This window comes from Variovorax sp. FW301-JW7, from assembly GCF_058788795.1.
In genome coordinates, this window is sequence record NZ_JBYTBC010000002.1 from 136,677 (window position 1) to 148,953 (window position 12,277).

15 protein-coding genes are annotated in these 12,277 nt (G+C 66.6%); all 15 read left to right on the forward strand.

Features of this window, described 5'->3' with window-relative positions:
* Positions 1–123: 123 nt before the first annotated feature.
* The 15 genes from AC3WQM_RS05600 to AC3WQM_RS05670 all read left to right on the forward strand — a co-directional run bounded on the left by AC3WQM_RS05600 (position 124) and on the right by AC3WQM_RS05670 (position 12,214).
* Positions 124–681, forward strand: a complete 558-nt coding sequence (locus AC3WQM_RS05600; RefSeq protein ID WP_062477123.1) for a ubiquinone biosynthesis accessory factor UbiJ — start codon at positions 124–126, stop codon at positions 679–681.
* A complete protein-coding gene (gene ubiB / locus AC3WQM_RS05605; protein WP_492677280.1) occupies positions 678–2,243 on the forward strand; it encodes a ubiquinone biosynthesis regulatory protein kinase UbiB in 1,566 nt (521 codons plus the stop codon). Before AC3WQM_RS05600 ends, ubiB begins: the two co-directional genes overlap by 4 nt.
* A 19-nt stretch (positions 2,244–2,262) precedes the next feature.
* The gene (locus AC3WQM_RS05610; RefSeq protein ID WP_492677281.1) at positions 2,263–3,711 is read left to right on the forward strand and encodes a high affinity choline transporter 1; all 1,449 of its coding nucleotides are present in this window, start codon (positions 2,263–2,265) and stop codon (positions 3,709–3,711) included.
* A gap of 115 nt (positions 3,712–3,826) precedes the next feature.
* Entirely contained in the window at positions 3,827–4,162 is a 336-nt protein-coding gene (locus tag AC3WQM_RS05615; protein WP_489059747.1) for an FmdB family zinc ribbon protein, read from the forward strand.
* Between the two features lie 14 nt (positions 4,163–4,176).
* The gene (locus AC3WQM_RS05620) at positions 4,177–4,809 is read left to right on the forward strand and encodes a DUF502 domain-containing protein (protein WP_492677282.1); all 633 of its coding nucleotides are present in this window, start codon (positions 4,177–4,179) and stop codon (positions 4,807–4,809) included.
* Positions 4,810–4,846: 37 nt separating this feature from the next.
* Positions 4,847–6,655 (forward strand): aspartate--tRNA ligase, encoded by a 1,809-nt coding sequence (gene aspS / locus AC3WQM_RS05625; protein WP_099792286.1) that lies wholly within the window; start codon positions 4,847–4,849, stop codon positions 6,653–6,655.
* Between the two features lie 67 nt (positions 6,656–6,722).
* The gene (locus tag AC3WQM_RS05630) at positions 6,723–6,992 is read left to right on the forward strand and encodes a type II toxin-antitoxin system prevent-host-death family antitoxin (protein WP_307584105.1); all 270 of its coding nucleotides are present in this window, start codon (positions 6,723–6,725) and stop codon (positions 6,990–6,992) included.
* A gap of 6 nt (positions 6,993–6,998) precedes the next feature.
* Entirely contained in the window at positions 6,999–7,316 is a 318-nt protein-coding gene (locus tag AC3WQM_RS05635) for a CcdB family protein (protein ID WP_492677283.1), read from the forward strand.
* A gap of 8 nt (positions 7,317–7,324) precedes the next feature.
* Positions 7,325–7,786: a dihydroneopterin triphosphate diphosphatase gene (gene nudB, locus AC3WQM_RS05640; RefSeq protein WP_492677284.1), complete on the forward strand. Its 462-nt coding sequence runs from the start codon at positions 7,325–7,327 to the stop codon at positions 7,784–7,786.
* A complete protein-coding gene (locus AC3WQM_RS05645) occupies positions 7,783–8,553 on the forward strand; it encodes an endonuclease/exonuclease/phosphatase family protein (RefSeq protein ID WP_492677285.1) in 771 nt (256 codons plus the stop codon). Before nudB ends, AC3WQM_RS05645 begins: the two co-directional genes overlap by 4 nt.
* Positions 8,554–8,692: 139 nt before the next feature.
* Positions 8,693–9,424 carry a GTP cyclohydrolase I gene (folE, locus tag AC3WQM_RS05650; RefSeq protein WP_095743929.1) on the forward strand — a complete coding sequence of 244 codons (732 nt, stop codon included), beginning with the start codon at positions 8,693–8,695 and terminating at the stop codon, positions 9,422–9,424.
* A 3-nt stretch (positions 9,425–9,427) separates the two neighbouring features.
* Positions 9,428–9,850: a BLUF domain-containing protein gene (locus AC3WQM_RS05655; protein ID WP_489059734.1), complete on the forward strand. Its 423-nt coding sequence runs from the start codon at positions 9,428–9,430 to the stop codon at positions 9,848–9,850.
* A gap of 16 nt (positions 9,851–9,866) precedes the next feature.
* Positions 9,867–10,748, forward strand: coding sequence for a DMT family transporter (locus AC3WQM_RS05660; RefSeq protein ID WP_095743930.1), 882 nt, complete (start codon positions 9,867–9,869; stop codon positions 10,746–10,748).
* A gap of 13 nt (positions 10,749–10,761) precedes the next feature.
* Positions 10,762–11,583, forward strand: coding sequence for a DUF429 domain-containing protein (locus AC3WQM_RS05665; RefSeq protein ID WP_492677286.1), 822 nt, complete (start codon positions 10,762–10,764; stop codon positions 11,581–11,583).
* A 136-nt stretch (positions 11,584–11,719) separates the two neighbouring features.
* Positions 11,720–12,214: a BON domain-containing protein gene (locus AC3WQM_RS05670; protein WP_489059730.1), complete on the forward strand. Its 495-nt coding sequence runs from the start codon at positions 11,720–11,722 to the stop codon at positions 12,212–12,214.
* Positions 12,215–12,277 lie beyond the last annotated feature (63 nt).

Here is a 12,277-nt window from a genome sequence, read left to right on the forward strand (position 1 = left end):
TTCTCCAACCCCCTACCGGGGGCAACACCTGCGGCCCGGCAAAGCCGGTTCCGCGGTGTTTATGAAAGGAGACGATGCAGTTCACGGGTTACGGGGCGCAGCACTGACGGGATAATGGGGACCATGGCTACACCATCGTCCCCTTTTTCTTTGCTCGGCGACCTGTTCAACCGCATCGGCGAACGCCTGCAACCGCCGGCCTGGGCCGTCCACGAGATCCAGCACCGCGCGGTGCTGTTCCTGAACCACGTGCTGCAGCAGGAGCCCGAAGCGCAGCAGCGGCTGCTGCGCCAGCAGGGCAGGGTGGTGCGCTTCCAGTGGCGCTTCGTGACGATGGAACTGGTGGCCACGCCGGCCGGCCTGCTCGATCTGGCACCTGCCGGCTCCACGCCCGAACTCACGCTCACCGTGATCGATGACTCCCCCTTCGACATCGCCCGCGCCACGCTGCGCGGCGACAAGCCTTCCGTGCAGATCGTCGGCGACGTGCAACTTGCGGCCGAGGTCAACTGGCTGGTCGACCACGTGCGCTGGGACGTCGAAGACGACCTGGCCCGCGTGATCGGCGACGTGCCCGCGCACACGCTGGGCAACGGCGTGCGCCGCGTGGTGGGCGCGCTGCGCCAGTTCGTCGGCGACCGCTCGGCCCGTGCCGGCGGTGCGGCGGGCCACGCCGAATGAGTCGCTTCTATCGCGGCCTGTTCATCGTCTGGGTCGCACTGCGCTATGGCCTGGACGAGCTCGTGCTCACGAGCTTCCAGAAGCCCTGGCTGCGCGTGGTGGCACGCATTGTTTCTGTCGGGCGCAACCTTGACGCGCCGCGCGGCCAGCGCCTGCGCGAGGCGCTGGAGCGGCTGGGCCCCATCTTCGTGAAGTTCGGCCAGGTACTGTCCACGCGGCGCGACCTGCTGCCGCCCGACATTGCCGACGAGCTGGCCTTCCTGCAGGACCGCGTGCCGCCGTTCCCCTCGGCGGTGGCCATTGCGACCATCGAGCGCGCCTTCCGCCGTCCGGTGAGCGACGTGTTCGTGCAGTTCGACGAAACACCCATTGCCAGCGCCTCGATCGCGCAGGTGCACTTCGCGACCATCCGCACCAACCAGGGCGGGATCCGCGACGTGGCGGTGAAGGTGCTGCGCCCCAACATGCGCGGCGTGATCGAGAAAGACCTCGCGCTCATGGCCATGATGGCCGGCTGGATCGAAGGCCTCTCGGCCGACGGCAAGCGCCTGAAGCCGCGCGAGGTGGTCGGCGAGTTCGACAAGTACCTGCACGACGAGCTCGACCTCGTGCGCGAGGCGGCCAATGCCGCGCAGCTGCGCCGCAACATGGCCTCGCTCGACCTGGTGCTGATCCCCGAGATGTTCTGGGACTTCTGCCACCCCGAGGTGATGGTGATGGAGCGCATGAACGGCGTGCCCATTGCCCAGCTCGACAAGCTGCGCGCGGCCGGCGTCGACATTCCCAAGCTCGCGCGCGACGGCGTGACGATCTTCTTCACGCAGGTGTTCCGCGACGGTTTCTTCCACGCCGACATGCACCCGGGCAACATCCAGGTGAGCCTGGCGCCCGAGACCTTCGGGCGCTACATCTCGCTCGATTTCGGCATCATCGGCACGCTCACCGAGTCCGACAAGGAGTACCTCGCGCAGAACTTCGCGGCCTTCTTCCGGCGCGACTACAAGCGCGTGGCCGAGCTGCACCTTGAAAGCGGCTGGGTGCCGCAGGGCACGCGCATCGACGAGCTCGAGGCCGCGATCCGCACCGTGTGCGAGCCGTACTTCGACCGGCCGCTGAAGGAAATTTCGCTGGGCATGGTGCTGATGCGCCTGTTCCAGACCTCGCGCCGCTTCCACGTCGAGATCCAGCCGCAGCTCGTGCTGCTGCAGAAGACCCTGCTGAACATCGAAGGCCTGGGCCGCAGCATCGACCCCGAACTCGACCTCTGGGCCACGGCCAAGCCTTTCCTCGAGAAGTGGATGATCGACCAGATCGGGCCGAAGAAGCTGTTCCAGCAGCTGCGGGCCGAGGCGCCGCGCTACGCGAAATTGCTGCCGCAATTGCCGCGTCTGCTGCACGATTTCCTGGAAAATCGGCCGCCCGATCACCGCCGCGAGTTGCAGGAACTGCTGGCTGCGCAGAAGCGCACCAACCGGCTGCTGCAGGCCATTCTTTACGGCGGCGTCGGATTCGTCCTGGGTTTGCTCGCCATGCAGCTGCTGCTGCGCGTGCGTTTGTTCTAGAGGCTGGAGGAGTTTCGCCGTGTTGTTGACGCTGGTCATCGTCTATCTGCTGGTCACCATCGCCATCGGCCTGTATGCGGCCAAGCGGGTGAAGAACACCACCGACTTCGCGATTGCGGGGCGGCACCTGCCGCTGTTCATGATCATCACGACCACCTTCGCGACCTGGTTCGGGTCCGAGACGGTGCTCGGCATCCCGGCCAAGTTCATCGAGGGCGGCCTGAGCGGCGTGGTCGAAGACCCGTTCGGCGCGGGCACCTGCCTGATCCTGGTGGGCCTGTTCTTCGCGGGCAAGCTGTACCGCATGACGCTGCTGACCATCAGCGACTACTACCGCGAGCGCTACGGCCGCAGCGTGGAAGTGGCCTGCTCGCTGATCATCATGCTGAGCTACCTGGGCTGGGTGTCGGCGCAGGTCACGGCCCTGGGGCTGGTGTTCAACGTGCTGTCGGCCGGCGCCATCAGCATTCCGGTGGGCATGGTGATCGGCGTGGTCTCGATCCTGGCCTACACGCTGTTCGGCGGCATGTGGTCGGTGGCCGTCACCGACTTCATCCAGATGATCATCCTTGTCGTCGGCTTGGCGGTCATCGCGATGTTCGCGGGCGACATGGCCGGCGGCGCCGACAAGGTGATCGCCTTCGCGGTCAGCAAGGACCTCTTCAAGTTCTGGCCCGAACCCAACTGGCACGACATGGTGTTCTTCTTTGCTGCGGCCATCACGATGATGCTGGGCTCCATTCCGCAGCAGGACGTGTTCCAGCGCGTGATGTCGGCCAACAGCGTGAAGGCTGCCACGCGCGGCCCGGTGATCGGCGGCGTGGCGTACATCCTGTTCGCCTTCGTGCCGATGTTCCTCGTGGCCAGCGCGCTCCTCATCATGCCGGAGGAGGTGGCCGTGCTGCTGAAGGAAGATCCGCAGAAGGTGCTGCCCACGCTGGTGCTGCAGAAGATGCCGTTCGTGATGCAGGTGCTGTTCTTCGGCGCGCTGCTGTCGGCCATCAAGTCGACAGCCTCGGCCACCTTGCTGGCGCCCAGCGTCACCTTCACCGAGAACATCTGGCGCCAGTTCCGTCCCGCCGGCACCGACCGCGAGAACCTGATGACCATGCGCATCACGGTGCTGCTGTTCAGCGCCGCCGTGCTGGCCTACGCGATCCGCATGCAGGGCACGCCGATCTACGAACTGGTGTCGGGCGCCTACCAGGTGCCGCTGGTGGGGGCCTTCGTGCCGCTGGTGTGCGGCCTGTACTGGCGCCGCGCCACCACCCAGGGTGCCATCACCTCGATCGTGGGGGGCATCGGCGTCTGGCTGCTGTTCATGGCGATGCCCTGGGGTACCGCCTTCCCGGCCCAGCTGGCGGGCGTGCTGTCCTCGTTCGCCGGCATGGTCGTGGGCTCGCTGCTGCCGCAATGGATAGCGAACACTCACACGCCGCACCGCCTCCTCGCGACCGAACCGGCCTGACGGCGGGCAGGGCCGCAGCCCCGCGGCCCTTGCGGGCGGGGGCGCCCCTATAATCGAGGGCTTTGCGAGCGGCTCGCTGCGAGTTGCTACGCCCCCCATTCCCACCCGATTTTCCATGCCCATTTACGCCTACAAGTGCAGTTCCTGCGGCTTTGCCAAGGACGTTCTGCAGAAGATGTCGGACACGCCGCTCTCGGTGTGCCCGGAATGCGGTGCGAGCGCATTTGAAAAGCAGGTCACCGCCGCCGGCTTCCAGCTCAAGGGCTCGGGCTGGTACGTGACCGACTTCCGCGAGGGTGGCGGCAAGAAGTCCGAGCCCGCCACGGCGCCCGCTGCTTCCGGCGACGGTGCCAAGTCGGCCGACGCGTCTTCTTCGTCCTCCGCCTCCAGCCCCGCACCGGCGCCCGCGCCGGCCCCCGCTGCACCGGCTGCCGCCAAGAGCGGCGACTGACGGAACCCTCTCCCATGTCCGCCCTGCGCAAATGGCTGCTGTCCGGCTTGCTGGTGATCGTGCCGCTGGTCATCACGCTCGGCGTGCTGAACTGGATCATCGGCACGCTCGACCAGACGCTGTGGCTGCTCCCCGAGCAGTGGCAAACCTGGCTCAGCGACCACAAGGTGCGCGGTCTGGGCGTGCTGCTCACGCTGGCGATCCTGCTGGTGGTGGGCGCCACGGCCAGCAATTTCGTCGGCAAGCGCCTGCTCGGCTGGGGCGACGCCGTGGTGCGCCGCATCCCGGTGGTGCGCTCGATCTATTCGAGCGTCAAGCAGGTGTCGGACACGCTGTTCTCCGAGAACGGCAATGCCTTTCGCACTGCGGTGCTGATCCAGTGGCCGCGCGAAAACGTGTGGACCATCGCCTTCGTCACCGGCGCGCCCGGCAATGAAGTCGCCGAGCACCTGGGCGAGGGCGAGTTTCTCAGCGTCTACGTGCCGACCACGCCCAATCCCACGGGCGGCTACTTCGTGATGCTCAAGCGCAGCGACTGCATCGAACTCCAGATGAGCGTGGACGAAGCGCTCAAGTACATCGTCTCGATGGGGGTGGTCGTTCCAGGCGGCCCCACCACGGTGGCGGTGAAGCCATCCAACTCATAAAAACGAACGCGCCACGACGGCGCCGGAAGTCATCTCTATGGCCATGCGTACTCACTATTGCGGTCTTGTGACCGAAGCCCTGTTGGGCCAGACCGTCACCCTGTGCGGGTGGGTCAACCGTCGCCGCGACCACGGCGGCGTGATCTTCATCGACGTGCGCGACCGCGAAGGCTACGTGCAGGTGGTGTGCGACCCCGACCGCGCCTCGACCTTCGCCGTGGCCGAGAACCTGCGCAACGAGTTCTGCGTGCAGATCACCGGCCTCGTGCGTTCGCGCCCCGAAGGCACGACCAACGACAGCCTCAAGAGCGGCAAGATCGAAGTGCTGTGCCACGAACTGAAGGTGCTGAACCCGTCGGTCACGCCCCCGTTCCTGCTGGACGACGACAACCTGTCGGAAACCACCCGCCTCACGCACCGCGTGCTCGACCTGCGCCGCCCGGCCATGCAGCGCAACATGATGCTGCGCTACAAGGTGACGATGGAAACGCGCAAGTTCCTCGACGCCAACGGGTTCATCGACATCGAGACCCCGATGCTCGGCAAGTCCACGCCCGAAGGCGCACGCGACTACCTCGTGCCCAGCCGCGTGCACGACGGCAGCTTCTTCGCACTGCCGCAGTCGCCCCAGCTGTTCAAGCAGCTCCTGATGGTGGCCGGCTACGACCGCTACTACCAGATCGTGAAGTGCTTCCGCGACGAGGACCTGCGCGCCGACCGCCAGCCTGAATTCACGCAGATCGACATCGAGACCTCGTTCCTCGCCGAAGAGGAAATCCGCGAGATGTTCGAAGGCATGGTCCGCACCATGTTCCGCAACGCCGCGGACATCGACCTGCCGGTGTTCCCGACCATGAGCTACGCCGACGCGATGTTCAAGTACGGCTCGGACAAGCCCGACCTGCGCGTGAAGCTCGAATTCACCGAACTCACCGAGCTGATGAAGCGCGTCGAGTTCAAGGTGTTCTCGAACGCCGCCACCATGACCGGCGGCCGTGTCGTTGCACTGCGCGTGCCCGGCGGCGGTGCCGAGGGCGGCCTGTCGCGCGGCGAGATCGATGCGTACCAGGAATTCGTGAAGATCTACGGCGCCAAGGGCCTGGCCTACATCAAGGTCAACGACGCCGCCGCCGGCCGCGAAGGCCTGCAAAGCCCGATCGTCAAGAACCTCGACGACGCCACGCTGGCCGAGATCATCGCCCGCACGGGTGCGCGCAACGGCGACATCCTGTTCTTCGGCGCCGACAAGGAAAAGGTCGTCAACGACGCCATCGGCGCGCTGCGCGTGAAGATCGGCCACAGCGCCTTCGGCAAGAAGGCCGGCCTCTTCGAGGACCGCTGGGCTCCGCTGTGGGTGGTCGACTTCCCGATGTTCGAGTTCGACGAGGAAGGCCAGCGCTGGAGCGCCGTGCACCACCCGTTCACCGCGCCGAAGGACGGCCATGAAGACCTCATGGACACCGCGCCTGAGAAGTGCATTGCCAAGGCCTACGACATGGTGCTCAACGGCATCGAGATGGGCGGCGGCTCGGTCCGTATCCACCGCGAGGAAGTGCAGAGCAAGGTGTTCCGCGCGCTGAAGATCAGCGCCGAAGACGCGCAGCTCAAGTTCGGCTTCCTGCTGGACGCGCTGCAGTACGGCGCCCCGCCGCACGGCGGCATTGCCATCGGCCTGGACCGTTTGGTCATGCTCATGACCGGCGCCGAGTCGATCCGCGACGTGATCGCCTTCCCCAAGACCCAGCGCGCGCAAGACCTGCTGACGCAGGCGCCGAGCCCGGTCGACGAGAAGCAGCTGCGCGAACTGCACATCAAGCTGCGCAACACGCCGCAAGCCGCGGCCTGAGGTCGGCGGCCGGTTGGCGAGGGCAGGGTGATTGGCTAAAATGGCTAATCACTCCCCGGAGCCAGCCATGCAGATCACTGCCACCGAAGCCAAGAACCGATTCGGCTACTACCTCAGCCAGGCCGAGCGCGAACCGGTGCATGTGATGAAGAACGACCGCGTGGCGGTCGTTCTTGTTTCTGCGGCGCGTTTTGCGGAGCTCGAGGCGCTGGAGAAGCAGAAGTCGATGGCGCAGCGCAAGCGCGAGTTCAACGAGGAATACAAGGACTGGATTGCTGCGCAGAACGAGCTGGTCGAGACGCACGGTGTCTTCGGCGAAAACTTTCGCCCCTGGTAAGCACCTGTGGCGCAATTCGACATCTACGCCAATCCCGACAAGGCCCAGCGCACTGCATTCCCGTGGTGCGTCGACATGCAAAGCGACCTGCTCGGCGTGTTGCCGACGCGCTTGGTCATGCCGCTGACCACCCAGAAGTACCTGCCGGCCAAGGCGCCGCGCCGGCTGTGTCCGCCCGTCCAATGGGACGGCGAGACTTTCTTTGCGTTGCCCCAGATGACCGCGCCTTTTCGGGTGAAGGACCTGGGCACAGCGAAAGGCAATGTGCGTATCGCGTCGAATGACCTGGTGGCTGCGCTCGACGCGATCATCAGCGGCGTCTGAACACCGCTGTGAAGCCTTTCAAGATCCCCGAATCGGTGCTGGTCGTGATCCACACGCCCGCACTCGACGTGCTGCTGATCCGTCGCGCCGACGCCCACGAGTTCTGGCAATCGGTCACCGGCAGCAAGGACGCCCTCGACGAGCCGCTCATGCTCACCGCAGCGCGCGAAGTGGCCGAGGAAACCGGCATCCAGTGCGGCGAGGGCACGCCGCTGGCGTCGCAGCTGGTCGACTGGCAGCTGCGCAACATCTACGAGATCTACCCCGGCTGGCGCGCGCGCTACGAGCCCGGCATCACCCACAACACCGAGCACCTGTTCGGCCTGTGCGTGCCCGAGCGCCTGACGCCCGTGCTCGCCGCGCGCGAGCACACCGATTGGCAATGGCTGCCGTACCGGGAGGCGGCTGATGCGTGCTTTTCCCCGTCGAACGCCGAAGCCATTCTGTTGCTGCCAGAATTTGCCCGATGAACCCACCGGCAGCCGCAGCAACAGCAACGCACAACCTCCGGGTCGCGACCTACAACATCCACAAGGGTGTGCAGGGGATCGGGCCGGCGCGGCGGCTCGAGATTCACAACCTGGGCCACGCCATCGAGCAGCTCGATGCCGACATCGTCTGCCTGCAGGAAGTGCGCAAGATGAACCGGCAGGCCGCCGCCCGCTTTCCGCGCTGGCCCGAGCTGCCGCAGGCCGACTTTCTTGCGCCCGAGGGCTACACGGCCGTCTACGAGACCAATGCCGTCACGCGCCACGGCGAGCACGGCAATGCGCTGCTCACGCGCTGGCCGGTGATCCGCACCAGCCACCAGGACATCTCCGACCACCGCTTCGAGCAGCGCGGCCTGCTGCACGCGGTGATCGAGGTGGAGGGCCGCCCGATCCACGCCATCGTGGTGCACCTGGGGCTCATCAAGGGCAGCCGCGTGCGGCAGGTGGCGCGGCTGCGCGAGTTCATCGAGCGCGAGGTGCCGGCCGACGAGGCCGTGGTGGTGGCTGGCGACTTCAACGACTGGGGTGCGCGCATGCGCTACGCCATGAACGCCATGGGCCTGCGCGACACCAGCGACCTGCGCGGCCCGCGCACGCTCACGTACCCGTCGCGGCTGCCGGTGGCGCAGCTCGATTTCGTCTACGGCCGCCAGCTCGAACCATTGGCCTGTTCGGTGCCGCGCGGTCCCATCTGGGCCCGCATGTCCGACCATCTTCCGCTGGTAGCCGACTTCGCGCTGGCCTGAGCTCGCCCCCAGGCTTCGCGCACTGCATGTCGCTTCTCCAACCCCCTGCCGGGGGCAACACCAGCGGCCCGGCAAAGCCGGTTCCGCGGTGTTTCCCCTCTGGCGGTGCTGAAAAAGCGTTCACTGATACCATCTGCGGATGCTGAGGAAAACCGACGTCGAACCGCTTCCCGATCGAAAAGACGATGACGAGGGCACCCCCGTCTCCGTCAAGATCCGCGAGCGACTGAATGCAGCGCGCAAGCGTTTCAACGCCAACGACAACATCGCCGAGTTCATCCAGCCCGGCGAGCTGGAGTCCCTGCTCGACGAGGTCGAGGTCAAGATGAAGGCCGTGCTCGAGAGCCTGGTCATCGACGTCGAGAACGACCACAACACCGACAACACCGCGCGCCGCGTGGCCAAGATGTACCTCAACGAGGTGTTCCGCGGCCGTTATGTGCCGGCGCCTCCGCTCACCGAGTTTCCCAACGCCGAGCACCTGAACGAGCTGATGATCGTCGGCCCGATCACCGTGCGCAGCGCCTGCTCACACCACTTCTGCCCGATCATCGGCAAGCTCTGGATCGGCGTGATGCCCAACGAGCACACCAACGTGATCGGCCTGTCGAAGTACGCACGCCTGGCCGAATGGGTCATGGGCCGTCCGCAGATCCAGGAAGAAGCCGTGGTGCAGCTGGCCGACCTGATCCAGGAAAAGACGCAGCCCGACGGCCTGGCGCTGGTCATGGAAGCCGAGCATTTCTGCATGGCCTGGCGCGGCGTGAAGGAAATGGACAGCAAGATGATCAACTCCGTCATGCGCGGCGTGTTCCTCAAGGACCCGAGCCTGCGTCGCGAATTCCTTTCCCTCCTGCCCAGAAAGAGCTGAGCCATGCTGGTCCGACTTCTCTACGCCAGCCGCGCCGTCGATACCAGCCCCGAGGCCATCGAGGCGATCCTCGCGAAATCGCGCACGCACAACCCGGCCTGCGGCATCACCGGCATCCTCTGCTACGGCGCAGGCACCTTCCTGCAGGCGATCGAGGGCGGGCGCGAGGCCATCAGCGATCTCTACGGCCACATCCAGCGCGATGCGCGCCACAAGGACGTGGTGCTGCTGCACTACGAAGAAATCTCCGAGCGCCGCTTCGGCGGCTGGACGATGGGGCAGGTCAACCTCTCGAAGCTCAACGCCTCGACGCTGCTCAAGTACTCCGAGAAGCCCGAACTCGACCCGTACAAGGTCTCGGGCAAGGTCTCGCTCGCGCTGCTCGAAGAACTGATGGCCACCGCCGCCATCGTCGGCCGCCACTGATCCCGGTTCCGCCGGGGTGCCGCTCTCTGCCTTTGCGCTGATCCTGCTCGCCGGGGTCATTCACGCCAGCTGGAACATCGCCGCCAAGAAGGCGAACGGCGACTCGCGCTTCGCATTCCAGAGCGGCGTGTTCATGGCCGTGGTGTGGGCGCCCGTGGGCATCACGCTCGGCTGGAGCGTGGTGCCGACCTGGGGCACGAAGGAGTGGGCCTTCATCGTGCTGAGCGGCGTGCTGCACGTCTTCTATTACGTCGTGCTGCTGCGTGGCTACCGCAAGTCGGACCTCACGGTGGTCTACCCGCTGGCGCGCGGCTCGGGGCCGCTGCTGTCGTCGCTGGTCGCGATCCTGTTCCTCGGCGAGAAGATCAGCCTCGTCGGCGTGGCCGGCATCTTCGGCGTGGTGCTCGGCGTGTTCCTGGTAGCAGGCGGCCCGCGCCTCTTTCACAAGAAGCACGACCCGGTGCAGCGTGAGCGTGTGCAGAAGGGCATGCGCTACGGCGTGCTGACCGGTGCCTTCATCGCGGCCTACACGGTCACCGACAGCTACGCCGTCAAGTTCCTCGCGATGTCGCCGATCCTGCTCGACTACATGAGCAACTTCGTGCGCCTTGTGCTGCTGCTGCCCGCCGCGCTGCAAGACCGCGCGACCACCGTGCGCATGTGGCGTGAACAGTGGAAGTACGCGCTGCTGGTGGCGGCGATCAGCCCCGTCTCGTACGTGCTCGTGCTGTACGCGGTGCAGCAGGCGCCCATTTCGCACGTCGCGCCGGCGCGCGAGGTGTCGATGCTGTTCGCGGCGCTGATCGGCGGGCACCTGCTGCGCGAAGGCGATCGCATGCTGCGATTGCTGGGCGCGCTGTTCATCGCGGCCGGTGTGATCGCGCTCGCATTGGGTTGACCGAAGGCGGGCGATGCTCTTCGGCTGCGATTTCTCGAGCGCACCGACCGCCCGCAAACCGATCGTCGTGGCCGTCGGCGAGAGGGCCGACACGCACAGGGTCGTGCTCACGGGTCTGCAGCGCTTCTCTGCGCTGGAGGCATGGGGCGACTGGCTGCGTGACACGCCCGCCTGGGTCGGCGGCTTCGACTTTCCCTTCGGCCTGCCGCGCGAGCTGGTGGAGCACCTGCAATGGCCGACAGCATGGAATGCGCTGATCGCCCACTACGCCGCCCTGAGCCGCGCCGAGATTCGCGACACCTTCGCCGCCTTCTGCGCGGCGCGCCCGGTCGGCGGCAAGTTCGCGCACCGTGCGACCGATGCGCCGGCCGGCTCGAGCCCGTCGATGAAGTGGGTGAACCCGCCCGTCGCCTACATGCTGCACGCCGGCGTGCCGCGCCTGCTCGCAGCGGGCGCCAGGTTGCCGGGCCTGCACACGGGCACGCACAAGGACCGCATCGCGCTGGAAGCTTACCCGGGCCTGTTGGCGCGCGAACTCATCGGTCGGCGCAGCTACAAGAGCGATGACCTCGCGCGCCAGTCGCCCGAGCGCGAGGCCGCACGTGCCGACCTGCTGGCTGCGCTCGAAGCCGGGCAGACACGGCTCGGCCTGCGGCTCGAACTCACGGCCGCGCAGCGCGACGGGCTGCGCGCCGATGCCAAGGGCGACGAACTCGATGCGGTGCTGTGCCTGCTGCAGGCCGCGTGGGCCCGGCAGCGTGCCGACAGCCCCGGGCCTGGCTATGGATTGCCGGGGGGCATGGACCCGCTCGAAGGCTGGATCGTCAGCGCCTGAGCGGCTCGCCGTCGCTTGCTTGTCCTACAGCGCTTCGGGCCTGCGGCGACACCCGCAGGCGGGCGGTGGGCGCTAGATTGCTTGACGTGGACCAAGCCGGTCCATGCATTCATTCCGACCGCAGGAGGATTTCCGCATGACAACATCGAACCGTTCCCTCGCTTCCTTTGCCGCCTCGCGCACCTGGCTCGCCGTGCTCGCAGCCGGCGCCGCCCTGACCCTGGCCGCTTGCGACAAGCCGGGCAACCAGACGGCCGGCGAGAAGCTCGACAGCGCGGTCGCCAAGACCGAGCAGGCGGCCTCCGATGCCAAGGCCAAGACCGAACAGGCTGCAGCCGATGCGAAGACCGGCATGGCCGGCGCCGCGGCCGATGTGAAGGAAGCTACCAAGGAAGCCACCGCCGCTGTGACTGCCACGGTCGACGACGCCGCGATCACCGCCTCGGTCTCGGCCGGCCTGGCCAAGGACCCGGACCTGAGCGCAATCAAGATCGACGTCGACACCAAGGGCGGTGCCGTGAGCCTCAAGGGCCCGGCCCCGACGGCCGCCGCCAAGTCGCGCGCCGAGGAGATCGCCAAGGCCGTGCAGGGCGTGAAGTCGGTGGACAACCAGCTTGAAGTGAAGGGCTGATCGGCCCTTCCGCTGCGCCAAGCAAAAAGCCCGGTTCGACCGGGCTTTTTCTTGTCTGCGTGC